We start from the raw sequence: 16112 nt of genomic DNA, 5'->3' as shown, positions 1-16112 counted from the left end.
CCCGCGTTGACGCACCCCTGACGGCTGCTCAGGCGCCCTTGACGTGATGCTGACGAGGCGGCCGCGAACCCGTATGAGAGCCGCAAATTTCCCGGCTCGGCCGTCCCTTCCGGTCCTCGACGGTGGTTGGATTCCCATCCGGCCGCCGAGGAGGCCGCGGACGCCGGTGGCCTCCGGCGACGGGCCCTTGACACGCACCCGTCGTCGCCGCGACGCCGGCGGCCGCCGCGCCGTGCGGTGCCGGGTCACGGCACCGCACGGCCCCCGCGGCCGGCGTCCTGTCCGTCCCCCCGGTCCGCCGGCGTGCCCCGGCACACCGGCGGACCGGTCACGTCCGCACGAAGGTCTCCGTCTCCATGTTTCCCGCTGCCCCCGAGCAGGCACCCGCGTCCCGCCCGCAGCCCACCGCCCCGACCGTTCCACGACGCCGCGCACCCGGCGGTCTGTTCGACCCGGCCCAGCTCGTCCGGTCCTTTCCCGAGGCGCTGCGCAAGCTGCACCCGCGCGTCCTGGTCCGGAACCCGGTGCTGTTCGTGGTCTCCGTCGGAGCCGCGCTCACCACCCTGTCGGCCGTGTTCGACCCGGCCGTCTTCACCTGGACGATCAGTGTCTGGCTGTGGTTGACGGTGGTCTTCGCCAACCTGGCCGAGGCCGTGGCCGAGGGCCGGGGAAAGGCCCAGGCCGAGTCGCTGCGCCGGACGCGCACGGACACCGTGGCGCTGCGCCTGCTCGACTGGCGTTACGGCACCGACCTGCACACGGCCCGCACCGAGACCGTCTCCCCCGCCGAACTCAGGCCGCTGGACGTGGTCCTGGTCGAGACGGGCGGGACGATCCCGGCGGACGGCGACGTGATCGACGGTGTCGCGGCGGTCGACGAGTCCGCCGTGACCGGCGAGTCCGCACCCGTGATCCGTGAGGCGGGCGGCGACCGCAGCGGTGTCACGGGCGGTACGACGGTGCTGTCCGACCGTGTCGTCGTCCGCGTCAGCGCCCGCCCCGGCCACAGCTTCCTGGACCGCATGATCGCGCTGGTCGAGGGCGCGTCCCGGCAGAAGACACCGAACGAGATCGCGCTGAACATCCTGCTGGCCTCGCTGACCGTCGTCTTCCTCCTGGTCGTGGTCACCCTTCAGCCGATGGCCGACCACGCGGACGCCGCCCAGTCGACGACCGTGCTGGTCGCGCTGCTGGTGACGCTGATCCCGACGACGATCGGCGCGCTGCTGTCCGCGATCGGCATCGCCGGCATGGACCGGCTGGTGCAGCGCAACGTGCTCGCCATGTCCGGGCGCGCGGTCGAGGCGGCGGGCGACGTCAACACCCTGCTGCTGGACAAGACCGGCACCATCACGCTGGGCAACCGCGAGGCCGCCGCCTTCGTTCCGTTGCCGGGCGTCGAGGAGGGCCGGCTCGCGGCGGCGGCCCAGCTGTCGTCGCTGGCCGACGAGACGCCCGAGGGCCGGTCGGTCGTCGTCCTGGCGAAGCAGCTGTTCGGGCTGCGGGCGCCCACGGAGGACGAGTTGTCGCACGCGCGGTGGGTGCCCTTCAGCGCCCGTACCCGGATGAGCGGTGTCGATCTGGGCTGGGACGACGGCGCCGTGACCGCCGTCCGCAAGGGCGCCGCCCAGCAGGTGATCGAGTGGGTGCAGATGTACGGCGGCCAGGTCCCGCCCGAGGCGAGGCACTTCGCCGACTCGGTGGCGGCCTCGGGCGGCACACCGCTGCTGGTGGCGGTGCACGACGGGGACGGCCCGCGTGTCCTGGGCCTGATCCACCTCAAGGACGTGGTGAAGGAAGGGATCCGCGAACGCTTCGCGCAGCTGCGCCGCATGGGCATCCGCACGGTCATGGTCACCGGCGACAACCCGCTCACCGCCCGCGCCATCGCCCGGGAGGCGGGCGTCGACGACTTCCTCGCCGAGGCGACCCCCGAGGACAAGCTCGCGCTGATCAAGCGGGAGCAGGCGGGCGGCAAGCTGGTCGCGATGACCGGTGACGGCACCAACGACGCCCCGGCGCTCGCGCAGGCCGACGTCGGCGTGGCGATGAACACCGGCACGTCGGCCGCCAAGGAGGCCGGCAACATGGTCGACCTCGACTCCGACCCGACCAAGCTCATCGACATCGTCGAGATCGGCAAGCAACTCCTCATCACCCGGGGCGCGCTGACGACGTTCTCGATCACCAACGACGTGGCCAAGTACTTCGCGATCATCCCGGCCATGTTCGCGGGCGCGTACCCGGGCCTGGAGGCGCTGAACGTGATGGGCCTGCACAGCCCGACGTCGGCGATCACGTCCGCGATCGTGTTCAACGCACTGATCATCGTGGCGTTGATCCCCCTGGCCCTGCGGGGAGTGCGCTACGCACCCGCCTCCGCGCACGACCTGCTGCGCCGCAATCTGCTCCTGTACGGCCTCGGCGGGCTGGTCCTGCCGTTCGTCGGCATCAAGGTGATCGACCTGCTGATCTCCGGGGTACCGGGCCTCAGCTGACGCCGGGCGCCCCGCCCTCGATGTCCCGTACGCACACGTCAGACCCTTCCCATCCCTCCCCACCCCTTTCCACCCCGTCCTCCCCGCGCACTCGCCGCCTGTGGCCGGCCCGTGTGCCCGAACCCGGAACGGACCATGCCCGGCTCATCCCTCTCCTCACGTACCGTCCTGGTCACCGGCGCCTCCACCGGCGTCGGCGTCGAGACCGCCCGTCGACTGGCCGGGCGCGGCGCCACGGTGCTGATGCACGGCCGGACCGCCGAGGAGGCCCGGGCGGCGGCCGACATGCTGGTCGCCACCAAGGGCGTGGACGCCGAGCGCCTGTGCACGTACGGCGCCGATTTCGCCCGCCTCGACGAGATCGAGTTCCTGGCCCACAAGGTCATGGCCGAGCACCCGGACCTGAACGTCCTGGTCAACAACGCCGCCATGGCCGCACCCGAACGGCACACGGTCACCGACGACGGCAACGAGATCGCCCTCCAGGTCAACTTTCTGGCCCCCTACCTGCTCACCTGCCTGCTGGCGCCGGCCCTCGCCGGCGGTCCGGGCGGCCGGGTGGTCGACGTCTCCTCGTCGCCGCACGGCACGGCGCCGATCCAGTGGGCCGACCCCCACCGGGCCCGCCGCTACTCGCGGCTCGCCGCGCACGCCCGGTCCCGGCTGACCCTGACGGTGTTCGCGGCCGACCCTCGCGTCACCGCGGTCTCGGTCCACCCGGGCGCCTCCCCCGCGCAGGGCGCCCGGCACGTGGTGCGGCTGTGCGACCCGGCGGTGGAGATCGTCGACGGCGCGCACCACGACCGCGACGCACGCGACGACCTGGACGACCTCGGCAGCCTCAGCAGCCTCAGCAGCCTCAGCAGCCTCAGCAGCCTCAGCAGCCTCAGCAGCCTCAGCGAACGCGTGGCACTCGCACGGGTCACGACCGAGAACCGCACGACGGGACGCCCGACCGGCCTCGGAACACAGGGCGACGTGCTGGATCGGGACACCGGACGACGTACGACATGACGCACCGTGTCCGCCCCGGGCCCACCACCCCTGCCCGCCCCCCCGTTCGGCGCAATGCGGGCTCGGCCGCTCCTCCCGCCGCTGACCTGGCGCGCCACAAGCAGCCGAGCGGCCGGTCCTGACGGTGCGTCGACGTAGCGGCACCCGTCGCCCGTGGGCCCGTACGTCACTCTCCGCATACGCTGAGGGCGCGGTCCGCATGACGGCCGGAACCGCACGCCGAGCGCGTCAGGAGCACGCCGATGGCCGCCACCGAACGCCCCGCGCCGGGCCGCCTGCGCGCCTGGCTGCTGGAAGGGCTGTCCGACATCGGCAAGACCGGCGCCGCGCACGCGCACCCGCCCCCCGCGCACGAGGGCCAGCGCTGGTACCGGGTGATGTGCCTGACCGGCGTGGACTACTTCTCGACCCTCGGCTACCAGCCCGGTATCGCGGCCCTCGCGGCGGGGCTGCTGTCGCCGATCGCGACCATCGTGCTCGTGCTCGTCACGCTGGCCGGCGCGCTGCCGGTCTACCGGAGGGTCGCCGCGGAGAGCCCGCACGGCCAGGGCTCGATCGCCATGCTGGAGCGTCTGCTCACCTTCTGGAAGGGCAAGCTGTTCGTCCTCACCCTGCTGGGTTTCGCCGCCACCGACTTCTTGATCACCATCACGCTGTCGGCCGCGGACGCCTCGACCCATCTGATCGAGAACCCCCACCTCAACGAGGCCCTGCACGACAGCCAGATGCTCATCACCCTCGTGCTCATCGCGCTGCTGGGCGCGGTGTTCCTCAAGGGATTCCTGGAGGCGATCGGAGTCGCCGTCGCCCTGGTCGGCATCTATCTGTCGCTGAACGCCGTCGTGGTGGTCGCCGGGCTGTGGCACATCGCCACCGAGGGGCATGTCATCACCGACTGGGCGAGCGCGCTGACCGCCGAGCACGGCAACATCTTGGTCATGATCGGCATGGCGCTGATCGTCTTCCCCAAGCTCGCCCTCGGCCTGTCCGGTTTCGAGACCGGCGTCGCCGTGATGCCGCACGTCAAGGGCGATCCGGAAGACACGGAGGAGCACCCGGAGGGCCGGATCCGGGGCACCAAGAAGCTGCTCACCACGGCCGCCCTGATCATGAGCTGCTTCCTGATCACCACCAGTTTCATCACCACGCTGCTCATCCCGGCGCAGGAGTTCGAGGAGGGCGGCCAGGCCAACGGACGCGCCCTGGCCTTCCTGGCGCACGAGTATCTGGGCAACGTCTTCGGCACGGTCTACGACGTCGCGACGATCGCCATCCTGTGGTTCGCCGGCGCCTCCGCGATGGCCGGACTGCTCAATCTGATGCCGCGCTATCTGCCCCGCTACGGCATGGCCCCGCACTGGGCGCGCGCGGTACGCCCGATGGTCATCGTCTTCACCCTCGTCGCGTTCCTGGTGACCTGGATCTTCGACGCCAGCGTCGACGCGCAGGGCGGCGCCTACGCCACCGGTGTACTGGTGCTGATCAGTTCCGCCGCCATCGCGGTGACCATCGCCGCGCGGAAGGCCGGCCACCGCAGCTGGACCATCGCGTTCAGCGCGATCTCCGTGGTGTTCCTGTACACGACGATCGCGAACGTCATCGAACGCCCGGACGGTGTGAAGATCGGCGCCTGCTTCATCGCGGGCATCATGATCCTCTCGCTGACCTCCCGGCTGGCCCGCTCCTTCGAACTCCGTGTGACCAGCGTGACACTGGACGACATGGCGGAGCGGTTCGTCCGGGACATCTCCAGCCGCAGGATCCGGTTCATCGCCAACGAGCCCGACACACGCGACTTCGCCGAGTACCGGGACAAGATCGAGCAGATCCGGCGCGACAACGACGTCCCCGCCCAGGAGGACTTCGTCTTCGTCGAGGTGACGGTGACCGACCCCTCCGAGTTCGAGTCGGGCCTGACGGTGCACGGCGCGGTCATGCACAACCGCTACCGCGTCCTGACGCTGGAGTCCGCCTCCGTCTCCAACGCCCTGGCCGCTCTGCTGCTGCACGTGCGCGACACGACCGGCTGCATCCCGCACATCTACTTCGAGTGGACCGAGGGCAGCCCCTCCGCAAACTTCCTGCGCTTCTTCCTCTTCGGCCAGGGCGAGGTCGCCCCGGTCACCCGGGAGATCCTGCGCGAGGCCGAACCGGATCCCGTCCGCCGGCCACGGGTGCACACGGGCTGAACCGCGGCGCCGGGCGGTGTCGCGTCAGGGCCGAGGTCCAACCCCGCCTCCACCGGCACCGGCTGCCGCCCTATCGTGACCTGCATGAACTCCTACACGATCGGTCAGGCCGCCCGGCTGCTCGGCGTGAGCCCGGACACCGCCCGCCGCTGGGCCGACGCGGGCCGCGTGGCGACCCACCGCGACGACAGCGGACACCGGGTCATCGACGGACGGGACCTGGCCGCGTTCTCGGTCGAACTGGCCAAGTCCGGCAGCGGCGAGGAGGAGGCCGCGTCCACCTCCGTCCGCAACGCCTTCCCCGGCATCGTGACCGCGATCAAGCTGGGCGACGTCGCGGCGCAGGTCGAGATCCAGGCGGGCCCGCACCGACTCGTCTCCCTGCTCACCCGGGAGGCCGTCGAGGAGCTGGGCCTGGAGGTCGGCATGCGGGCGACGGCCCGGGTGAAGTCGACGAACGTACATATCGACCGCGCCTGACACTCACGACACTCACACCCCACCAGGTCCGCCGTACGATCGCACATGCGCGCCCAGTCCGGGCGATCGGCCCGCTCATGCGATGCTCCAGCAGACTTCCGGCTGGCATCTGCGCCAGTATGATCGACGCATCGGAGGAAGCCGAGGGATCTTCCCCCGAGAAGTCGCCGGAAGCCAGAGGAGTAACTCTGTGATGATCCGATCCACGCGCCGCAGCCGGCGGACCGTGCAGGTGGCCGGCGTGGGCGCCGCCGCGCTGCTGGCCCTGACCGCCTGCTCCTCGTCCGGCTCGACAGACTCGTCCGCCGAGTCGGACCCCTCCTCGTCCGCCTCGCAGCGGCTCTCCGGCGAGGTGACCGTCTTCGCGGCCGCCTCGCTCAAGGAGAGCTTCACGACACTGGGCGAGGAGTTCGAGAAGCAGCACCCGGGCACGAAGGTCACCTTCAGCTTCGGCGGCAGCGACTCGCTGGCCGCGAGCATCACCGGCGGCGCACCCGCGGACGTCTTCGCCGCCGCGAGCCCCAAGACCATGGCGATCGTCTCCGACGCGGGCGACACCTCGGCGGCGCCCGAGACCTTCGTGCGCAATCAGTTGGAGATCGCCACCCTGCCCGGCAACCCCGACAAGATCTCCTCGTTGAAGGACCTCACCAAGTCGGGGCTGAAGGTCGTCCTGTGCGACGAGTCGGTGCCGTGCGGCGCCGCCGCTCAGAAGGCGCTCGACGCCGCCGGCGTCGAACTCACCCCGGTCTCCTACGAGCAGGACGTCAAGAGCGCCCTGACGAAGGTCGAACTGAAGGAGGCGGACGCCGCCCTCGTCTACAAGACCGACGTGCGGGCCGCCGGTGGCAAGGTGGAGGGCGTGGACTTCCCCGAGTCGGCCGACGCCGTGAACGACTATCCGATCGCCCTGCTGAAGGACGCTCCCAACAAGGCGGCCGGGCAGACCTTCATCGAGCTGGTGCGCTCCGCGCAGGGCCGGCAGGTACTGACCGGGGCCGGGTTCCTCGAGCCGTGACAGTCCGACCCGCGGAGACCCTACGGGGCGGCCCCCGGCGCGGCCGCGTCCGCCGGCGCGGCCGCGCCGTACCGCTGCCCCTGCTGGTCCCCGCGCTGGCCGGACTCGCGTTCCTGCTGCTCCCGCTGATCGCGCTGCTCCTGCGGACCCCGTGGAGCACCCTGCCGGAGCAGTTGACCAGCCCCGGGGTCTGGCAGGCCCTCCGGCTGTCCCTGGTGTGCGCCACGGCGGCGACGGGGCTCAGTCTGCTGATCGGGGTGCCGCTGGCGTGGCTGCTGGCCCGCACGGACTTCCCCGGCCGCGGTCTGGTGCGCGCCCTGGTGACCCTGCCGCTGGTGCTGCCCCCGGTGGTGGGCGGCGTCGCCCTGCTGCTCGCCCTCGGCCGCAACGGCGTCGTCGGGCAGTGGCTGGACGCCTGGTTCGGCATCACCCTGCCGTTCACCACGGCGGGCGTCGTGATCGCGGAGACGTTCGTCGCGATGCCGTTCCTCGTCATCAGCGTGGAGGGCACCCTGCGGGCCGCGGACCCCCGCTTCGAGGAGGCGGCCACCACCCTCGGCGCCTCCCGCTTCACCGCGTTCCGCCGGGTCACCCTGCCGCTGATCGCCCCGGGCGTCGCGGCCGGCGCGGTGCTGGCCTGGGCACGTGCGCTCGGCGAGTTCGGGGCCACCATCACCTTCGCCGGCAACTTCCCCGGCCGCACGCAGACCATGCCGCTCGCGGTGTACCTGGCCCTGCAGAACGACCCGGCGGCGGCCATCGCGCTCAGCCTTGTCCTGCTCGCCGTGTCCATCGCGGTCCTCGCGGGCCTGCGCGACCGCTGGATGACCGCCTCATGACCCATGTCGAAGACTCCCGGACCGTGCTGCCCGCAGCCGCCTCCGGTGAAGGGCTGGACGCCCGCCTCGTGGTCGACCGCGGCCCGTTCCGCCTCGACATCGCGGTGACCGCCGCCCCCGGCGACGTCGTGGCGCTGCTCGGACCCAACGGGGCCGGCAAGACGACCGCGCTGCGCGCCCTGGCCGGCCTCACCCCGCTCACGGACGGCCATCTCCGGCTCGACGGCGAAGAGTTGGACCGTACGCCTCCCGAGTCCCGCCCGGTCGGCGTCGTCTTCCAGGACTATCTGCTCTTCCCGCATCTGACGGCCCTGGACAACGTGGCCTTCGGACCGCGCTGCCATGGCGCGACCAAGGCCCAGGCCCGCGCGGAGGCGGCCGCGTGGCTGGACCGGATGGGTCTGGGCGAGCACGCCGGAGTCAAGCCCCGCAGGCTGTCCGGGGGCCAGGCCCAGCGCGTCGCGCTCGCCCGCGCCCTGGCCACCCGGCCCCGGCTGCTGCTCCTCGACGAGCCCCTCGCCGCCCTGGACGCCCGCACCCGTCTGGAGGTGCGCGCCCAGCTCCGCCGCCATCTGGCGGACTTCGAGGCGGTGGCGGTGCTGGTCACCCACGACCCGCTGGACGCGATGGTGCTGGCCGACCGGCTCGTGGTCGTGGAGCACGGGCTGATCGTGCAGGAGGGCACGCCCGCCGAGATCGCCCGCCGCCCCCGCACGGACTACGTGGCCCAGCTCGTCGGCCTGAACCTCTACAAGGGCCGCGCGTCCGGCCACACCGTGCACCTGGACCCCGGCCCGGCCATCTCCATCACCGAGGACCTCGACGGGCTGGTCTTCGTGGCCTTCCCGCCCGGTGCGGTCACCCTCTTCCGGGACCGGCCGACGGGCGCCAGCGCCCGCAACCTGTGGCACTGCGAGGTCACCGGGCTGGAGACCCACGGCGACCAGATCCGCGCGGCCCTCACCGGCGAACTGGCCCTCACCGCCGACCTCACCACGGTCGCCGCCGCCGAACTCGACCTCCAGCCGGGCGCCGGGATCTGGGCGACGGTCAAGGCCGCCCAGACACACGCCTACCCGGCCTGAGAGACCCGAAGGGCCCCGCGCTCGCACGGCGCGGGGCCCTCACCGGGGTCGGACGGTCCGGTCAGTCCTCGTAGGCGTCCAGCGGCGGGCAGGAGCACACCAGGTTCCGGTCGCCGAAGGCCTGGTCGATCCGGCGCACCGGCGGCCAGTACTTCTCCGCGGCCGAGACCCCGCCCGGGAAGACGGCGTCCTCACGGCTGTAGGCGTGGTCCCAGGCGCCACCGAGCGCGGCGGCGGTGTGCGGGGCGTTCCGCAGCGGGTTGTCGTCCGCGGGCCACTCGCCGGATCCGACCTTCTCGATCTCCGCGCGGATGGCGATCATCGCCTCGCAGAACCGGTCCAGCTCGGACAGGTCCTCGGACTCGGTCGGCTCGATCATCAGCGTGCCGGCCACCGGGAAGGACATCGTCGGGGCGTGGAAGCCGTAGTCGATGAGCCGCTTGGCCACGTCGTCGACGCTCACCCCGGTCGCCTTGGTCAGCGGCCGCAGGTCGATGATGCACTCGTGGGCGACGAGCCCGCCGGGGCCGGTGTAGAGCACCGGGAAGTGCGGTTCGAGGCGCTTGGCGATGTAGTTGGCGCTCAGGACGGCGACCTGTGTGGCCCGCTTCAGCCCCTCACCGCCCATGAGCCGGACGTAGGCCCACGAGATCGGCAGGATGCCCGCGGAACCCCACGGGGCGGCCGAGATCGGGCCCACACCGGTCTCCGGACCGGCCTGCGGCTGGAGCGGGTGGTTCGGCAGGTACGGCGCCAGGTGCGACCGTACGGCCACCGGGCCGACGCCCGGACCGCCGCCGCCGTGCGGGATGCAGAACGTCTTGTGCAGGTTGAGGTGCGAGACGTCGCCGCCGAAGTGCCCCGGCTTGGCGAGACCCACCAGGGCGTTGAGGTTGGCGCCGTCGACGTACACCTGACCGCCGGCGTCGTGCACCTGCGCGCAGATCTCGGAGACGTGCTCCTCGAAGACACCGTGCGTCGAGGGGTAGGTGATCATGAGCACGGCGAGCTCGTCGCGGTGCTTCTCGATCTTCGCGCGCAGGTCCTCGACGTCGACCTCGCCGTCCTCGGCGGTCTTGACGACGACGACCTTCATCCCGGCCATGACGGCACTGGCGGCGTTCGTCCCGTGCGCGGAGGACGGGATCAGACACACGGTGCGCTGCTCGTCGCCGTTGGCCCGGTGGTAGCCGCGCACGGCGAGCAGACCGGCCAGCTCGCCCTGCGAGCCAGCGTTCGGCTGGAGCGACACCTTGTCGTAGCCGGTGACCTCGGCGAGACCGTCCTCCAGCTCACGGATGAGCGTGAGGTAGCCCTCGGCCTGCTCGGCGGGCACGAACGGGTGCAGCTGACCGAACTCGGGCCAGGTGACCGGCTCCATCTCGGTGGTCGCGTTGAGCTTCATGGTGCAGGAGCCCAGCGGGATCATGCCGCGGTCCAGCGCGTAGTCGCGGTCGGCGAGCCGGCGCAGGTAGCGCAGCATCGCGGTCTCGGAGCGGTGCTGGTGGAAGACCGGGTGGGTCAGGTAGTCGTCGGCGCGCAGCACGGCGTCCGGCAGCGCGTCCTCGGTGGCGGTGTCCAGGGCCTCGATGTCGGCCTCGGCCCCGAACGCGGCCCACACGGCGTCCACCTGGGCCCGCTTGGTGGTCTCGTCGCAGGCGATGGAGACGTGGTCGGCGTCCACCAGGCGCAGGTTCACCCCGCGGTCCCGGGCGGCGGCGACGACGTCGGCGGCGCGGCCCGGCACCCGCGCGGTCAGCGTGTCGAAGTAGGCACCGTGGACGATCTCGACGCCCGCCGCACCGAGCCCGGCGGCAAGCAGGGAGGCGTAGCGGTGCGTGCGGCGGGCGATCGCCCTGAGCCCGTCGGGTCCGTGGTAGACGGCGTACATGCCGGCCATCACGGCGAGCAGCACCTGCGCGGTGCAGATGTTGCTGGTCGCCTTCTCACGGCGGATGTGCTGCTCACGCGTCTGCAGCGCGAGCCGGTAGGCCCTGTTGCCGTCGGCGTCGACGGAGACGCCGACGAGGCGGCCGGGCAGGCTGCGGGCGAACTTCTCGTGCACCGCCATGTAGCCGGCGTGCGGACCGCCGAAGCCCATCGGCACGCCGAACCGCTGCGTCGTACCCACCGCGATGTCCGCGCCGAGCTCGCCCGGCGACTTCAGCAGCGTCAGCGCGAGCAGGTCGGCGGCGACGGTGACCAGCGCGCCCAGCTCGTGCGCCCGGTCGATCACCGGCTTGAGGTCTCGCACCGCGCCGGAGGCACCCGGGTACTGGATCAGCACGCCGTTGATCTCGCGCTCGGCGATCTCGGCGGGGATGCCGCCGGAGAGGTCAGCGACGACGACCTCGACGCCGGTCGGCTCGGCGCGGGTCCGGATCACGGCGATGGTCTGCGGGAACGCGTCCGCGTCGACCAGGAACAGGCCCTTCTTGTTCTTGCCCATGCGCAGGGACAGAGCCATCGCCTCGGCGGCGGCCGTGCCCTCGTCGAGCAGCGAGGCACCCGAGGTCGGCAGACCCGTGAGGTCGGCGACCACGGTCTGGAAGTTCAGCAGCGCCTCGAGCCGCCCCTGCGAGATCTCCGGCTGGTACGGCGTGTAGGCCGTGTACCAGGACGGGTTCTCCATGACGTTGCGCAGGATGACGGGCGGCGTGAACGTGCCGTAGTACCCGAGTCCGATCATGGAGTCGAGGACCTGGTTGCGGTCGGCCAGGGAGCGCAGCTCGGCCAGCACCTCGGCCTCGGTGCGGGCGCCCGGCAGGTCCAGGGCGTCGGAGTTCTTGATCACATCCGGGACCGCGGCGGCGGTGAGCTCGTCGAGCGAGCCGTAGCCGACCTGCGCGAGCATCTTGGCCCGCGCCTCCTGGTCGGGCCCGATGTGGCGCTGCTCGAACGGTGTCCCCTGTTCGAGCTCGGCGAGCGGAATGCGATGGGCGGTCATGGCGGAGGCCTCCTGGTCTGACGCGACCTTCGAGGGACACCCCGGCACGGGTGCCCCGACGGCCTCCCCCTCTGTCATCACAACCTGAGAGCTTCACCGGGTCGCCGAAGGGACGACCGGCTTGCACCGTCGGTGAGAGCGGGAGCCGTGGACACCCGCTCTGCTTTCCAGAGTGACCTCGTCCGTGCGGTACAGGGGCCTGAGAGATTCCGGGGAGGATTTGCTCCTTCGGCGCCTCCGATGGTGTCTGGAGGACTCTCCCGCGCGGGGTCAGCAGCCGCTTGTCAGACTACCAGCGAGGTCAATGTCGGTGCCTTCGAGTGGCCGCGCCGCCCAATGTGCTCTTTCGTAGTGCTTACGAATGAGTTGCGACCACGTGGAGGGCCCGTGCAGACCGAGATCGATCCGCGCAACCTGATCGGCCGCAAGGCGTTCGACCGCAGCGGCAACAAGATCGGGACCATCGACGAGGTGTACCTCGACGACGCGACCGGTGTGCCGGAGTGGGCTGCGATACGCACGGGGCTGTTCAGCAGGGATGCCTTCGTGCCGCTGGAACCCAGCGAACTGATCGAGGGCAGTCTGCACGTCCCCTTCGAGCGCACGCTGATCAAGGAGGCCCCCGACTTCGGGGTCGGCCGCCACCTCTCGCCGGACCAGGAGCTCCAGCTCTACCACCACTACGGCCTCGACGTGGCCTCCCCGCCCGGCCTCCCGGACCACGACTTCGGCAAACTGGCCGGCACGGACGAACCCTGACCCGGACGTCGCTGCCCACCCGTCCCCGTTCGGCGGCACCCGCCCCCCACGCGCCACCGCCAAGCCGCTGCACTGCCGCGCCGCTACGCCCCTACGCCCCTACGCCCCTACGCCCCTACGCCGACGAACGGTCCTGCCCTTCCGCATCCGCCGCCTCGTCGGGTCTTCGTGCGACCAGTGGCAGCGGGTCCGCCGGCTCCAGTGCCGGATCGTCGGTCCGGAAGGTCCGCACCCGCCCGGGCACCGAGTCGGGTGTCTCGAAGCGCACGGTGACCCTCCCCAGCCCGCTGCCCTGCACCCACCCGTGCCCGTGCTCGGTGTGGAGCACGTCGTGCCCGGCGGGCCACCGCCGCTCCACCGGCCGGGTGGCACCGTCGGCCGACTCGGGCGCCTCCTCCTCCGCGGGCCCCTCCGGCCGCTCCCCCACCGCCTGCGCGAACAGATCTTCCTGCGTGTAGTCGGCGAGGCCGCTGACCCCCACCCCCAGCAGCCGCACGCCGCCGGTGGTGTCCACGGAGTCCAGCAGCCGGGCCGCGGCCTCCCGCACCACGGCCTGGTCGTCGGTGGGCCCGCGCAGCGTCTCGGAGCGGGTGAGCGTCGAGAAGTCGTACCGCCGCACCTTCAGCACGATGGTCCGCCCGGACAGTCCCGCGCCGCGCAGCCGCCGGACACACCGGTCCGCCAGCCGCTGCACCTCCAGCGCGACCCGGATCCGGTCGTGGATGTCGACGTCGTAGGTGTCCTCGACCGAGACCGACTTCGTCTCCCGCTCGGCGACCACCGGCCGGTCGTCGCGCGCCAGCGCCATGGCGTACAGCGCGTGCCCGTGCGCCTTTCCCAGCAGCCGCACCAGCTCGTCCTCACCGGCCTCGGCGATCTCCTCGACCGTGGTGATGCCGGCCCGCCGCAGATGGTCGCCCGTCGCGGGGCCCACCCCGGGGAGCGTCCGAACCGGCATCGGCCCGAGCAGCGCCCGCTCGGTCCCCGGCTCTATCAGCACGAGCCCGTCCGGCTTGGCCTGCTCCGAGGCGATCTTCGCCAGCATCTTCGACGCGGCGAGCCCCACGGACCCCGTGAGGCCGGTGACGGCTCTGATGTCGGTCCGCAGCCGCACCCCCGCCAGCAGGGCCGACTCCTCGTCCCAGGCCGCTCCCCCGGCCTCCAGATCCACGAACGCCTCGTCCAGGCTCAGCGGCTCCACCAACGGTGACAGCGCGCGCAGCAGCCGCATGACCTGATCGCTGATCGACCGGTACAGCCCGAAGCGCGGCACCAGGTACGCCGCGTTCGGGGCGAGCCGGCGGGCCTGGGCCATGGGCATCGCCGAATGCACTCCGAACACCCGGGCCTCGTACGAGCAGGTCGCCACCACGCCGCGCGGCCCGAGCCCGCCCACGATCACGGCCTTCCCGCGCAGGCTCGGCTTGGACGCCTGCTCCACCGAGGCGAAGAAGGCGTCCATGTCGAGATGCAGGATCGTGGGCGCGGTTCTCACATCTCTGATGCTGCCTCACGCCACTGACAATGCCCCCGCCGCCGGGCCGGGGCTCAGACCGCCCGGTTGCGCCGCCGCGCCAGCTCGTCCGCCGGATTGTGCCCGACGAGCGTCTCTCCGGTGTCGATGCGCTCGCCGTGCAACTGCGACAGGGCGTTCTCCACGTCCCGCCAGACGACCCCCACCGCGATGCCGAAGATCCCCTGGCCGCCCTGGAGCAGCTCGTGGACCTCGTCCGGCGAGGTGCACTCGTAGACCGTGGCGCCGTCGCTCATCATCGTCATCCGCTCCAGGTCCTGGAAGCCGCGCTCCCTCAGGTGCTGGACGGTGGTACGGATGTTCTGCAACGAGACCCCGGTGTCGAGGAAACGTTTGACGATCTTCAGAACGACAACGTCCCGGAAGCTGTACAGACGCTGCGTGCCCGACCCGTGGGCAGGCCGGACGCTGGGCTCCACGAGCCCGGTGCGGGCCCAGTAGTCCAGTTGTCGATAGGTGATGCCGGCGGCCGCACAGGCCGTAGGGCCTCGGTAGCCGATCTGCTCGGATGCCATGGACGCCGCCCCTCCGGTGGTGGGAACGGGCGTCGGCCGCTGCCGGGCGTGATCGGCCGCCCTGCCGTGAAGCGGGTACGGACCGCTTTCCCCGAGACTGCGTCCCGGGGCACCCCCAGCCGCACCGTCGCCGCTGCTTCTCACGCCGACCTCCGTCCTTGACCTGCCTTCTCGACGGTAGGCAGTCACCAAGGGTGCGTCAACGATCGCCACACTCGGCACGCCGAGTGATAATCACCCTACGAGTGGTTTCCCGCGCCCAACCGCGGGGAAAGGCTAGCCGAATGCGCTGACAAGGAGTCGCAGGACGCTCTCACCGGCCGCCGGCAATTGCCCCTCTGTGAACGGTCGCGAGCCGCACACGGACGGCTCTCGACCCGGTGTTCGCAGCCCCGGGGGCCAAGGCGACGAGGTCACTGGCTGCTGGTGCCGAAGTCCTCGGGCGAGATCTGGTCGAGGAACTCGCGGAACTTCTCCACCTCGTCCTCCTGCTCGTCCGGAATCGCGATCCCGGCGTCGTCGAGCACCCCGTCACTGCCGTAGATCGGCGTCCCGGTGCGCAAGGCCAGCGCTATGGCGTCGGACGGGCGGGCGCTCACCTCGACGCCGCTGGCGAAGACCAGCTCGGCGTAGAAGACGCCCTCACGCAGATCCGTGATGCGCACTTCGGTGAGTTCCTGGCCGACGGCCTCCAGCACGTCCTTGAACAGGTCGTGCGTCAGCGGTCGCGCGGGCGCCATGCCCTGCTGGGCGAAGGCGATGGCCGTCGCCTCCCCCGGCCCGATCCAGATGGGGAGGTAGCGGTCGCCTCCCACTTCGCGCAGGAGCACGATCGGTTGGTTGGAGGGCATTTCGACCCGGACACCTACGACATCGAGCTCGTTCACACAGCAACCCTAGGCCGTGCTCGGGACGTTTGGGTAGTCGGGCCGACATTGACGGACCGATCCGGCCTGCGCACGGCCTTCTCCCGACCGCTCGGGGCGACCACGGCCGACACGCCCCCGAGCAGGGCACACAGGCACCGCACACGCCACGCGCACGGTTCCCACCCCGAACCGGCTCGGCCTCCCAGGCCCCCCGGGGCCCGGCACGGACACCCGCGCATATTCACACCGGCTCCGGGAGCCCGACCGGGCGCGTCCCGTACTCCACGGCCGGCCGACTCGCCCGTCGGTGAACGAACGCACGCCCAGCTCAGCCCTCTGCAGGCCGATGCAGCCGGAGTGGCGAT

General features: G+C 71.6%; 12 protein-coding genes and 1 riboswitch. Of the genes, 8 read left to right on the top strand and 4 right to left on the bottom strand.

The window, feature by feature from the left end; translation table 11 throughout:
- The first annotated feature begins 356 nt into the window (after nt 1-356).
- The 7 genes from kdpB to DN051_RS31900 all read left to right on the top strand — a co-directional run bounded on the left by kdpB (nt 357) and on the right by DN051_RS31900 (nt 9123).
- Nucleotides 357-2498: a potassium-transporting ATPase subunit KdpB gene (gene kdpB, locus DN051_RS31930; RefSeq protein ID WP_112440144.1), complete on the top strand. Its 2142-nt coding sequence runs from the start codon at nt 357-359 to the stop codon at nt 2496-2498.
- Between the two features lie 135 nt (nt 2499-2633).
- Complete coding sequence (locus tag DN051_RS31925) at nt 2634-3512, top strand: SDR family NAD(P)-dependent oxidoreductase (protein ID WP_112440142.1); 879 nt, start codon at nt 2634-2636, stop codon at nt 3510-3512.
- Nucleotides 3513-3754: 242 nt separating this feature from the next.
- Nucleotides 3755-5701, top strand: a complete 1947-nt coding sequence (locus tag DN051_RS31920) for an APC family permease (protein ID WP_112440140.1) — start codon at nt 3755-3757, stop codon at nt 5699-5701.
- A gap of 84 nt (nt 5702-5785) precedes the next feature.
- Entirely contained in the window at nt 5786-6181 is a 396-nt protein-coding gene (locus DN051_RS31915) for a TOBE domain-containing protein (RefSeq protein ID WP_053761530.1), read from the top strand.
- 193 nt (nt 6182-6374) lie between these two features.
- A complete protein-coding gene (gene modA, locus DN051_RS31910; protein WP_053761531.1) occupies nt 6375-7199 on the top strand; it encodes a molybdate ABC transporter substrate-binding protein in 825 nt (274 codons plus the stop codon).
- Complete coding sequence (locus DN051_RS31905; protein WP_053761532.1) at nt 7196-8038, top strand: ABC transporter permease; 843 nt, start codon at nt 7196-7198, stop codon at nt 8036-8038. The genes modA and DN051_RS31905 overlap by 4 nt, the downstream gene beginning before the upstream one ends.
- On the top strand, nt 8035-9123 hold the full coding sequence (locus DN051_RS31900; RefSeq protein WP_053761533.1) for an ABC transporter ATP-binding protein: 1089 nt from the start codon (nt 8035-8037) through the stop codon (nt 9121-9123). Before DN051_RS31905 ends, DN051_RS31900 begins: the two co-directional genes overlap by 4 nt.
- Before the next feature lie 61 nt (nt 9124-9184).
- On the opposite strand, the gene gcvP is transcribed toward DN051_RS31900, so the two are convergent.
- Nucleotides 9185-12070, bottom strand: a complete 2886-nt coding sequence (gene gcvP, locus DN051_RS31895; RefSeq protein ID WP_053761534.1) for an aminomethyl-transferring glycine dehydrogenase — start codon at nt 12068-12070, stop codon at nt 9185-9187.
- 177 nt (nt 12071-12247) lie between these two features.
- Nucleotides 12248-12343, bottom strand: a riboswitch (glycine riboswitch).
- 114 nt (nt 12344-12457) lie between these two features.
- Between gcvP and DN051_RS31890 the strand changes: the two genes are divergently transcribed.
- A complete protein-coding gene (locus DN051_RS31890; protein WP_053761535.1) occupies nt 12458-12829 on the top strand; it encodes a PRC-barrel domain-containing protein in 372 nt (123 codons plus the stop codon).
- Between the two features lie 115 nt (nt 12830-12944).
- Here DN051_RS31890 and DN051_RS31885 read toward each other — a convergent pair whose 3' ends face one another.
- From DN051_RS31885 to DN051_RS31875, 3 genes are all read right to left on the bottom strand, one after another.
- The gene (locus DN051_RS31885; RefSeq protein ID WP_112440137.1) at nt 12945-14324 is read right to left on the bottom strand and encodes a DNA polymerase IV; all 1380 of its coding nucleotides are present in this window, start codon (nt 14322-14324) and stop codon (nt 12945-12947) included.
- Nucleotides 14325-14377: 53 nt separating this feature from the next.
- The gene (locus DN051_RS31880; protein WP_079000423.1) at nt 14378-15022 is read right to left on the bottom strand and encodes a MerR family transcriptional regulator; all 645 of its coding nucleotides are present in this window, start codon (nt 15020-15022) and stop codon (nt 14378-14380) included.
- 269 nt (nt 15023-15291) lie between these two features.
- Nucleotides 15292-15765: a bifunctional nuclease family protein gene (locus tag DN051_RS31875; RefSeq protein ID WP_004002801.1), complete on the bottom strand. Its 474-nt coding sequence runs from the start codon at nt 15763-15765 to the stop codon at nt 15292-15294.
- Between the last annotated feature and the right edge of the window lie 347 nt (nt 15766-16112).

It is taken from the genome of Streptomyces cadmiisoli, from assembly GCF_003261055.1.
GTDB lineage: Bacteria > Actinomycetota > Actinomycetes > Streptomycetales > Streptomycetaceae > Streptomyces > Streptomyces cadmiisoli.
The sequence above is the reverse complement of the archived record's forward strand: the minus strand, read 5'-3'. Positions and strand labels throughout refer to the sequence as shown.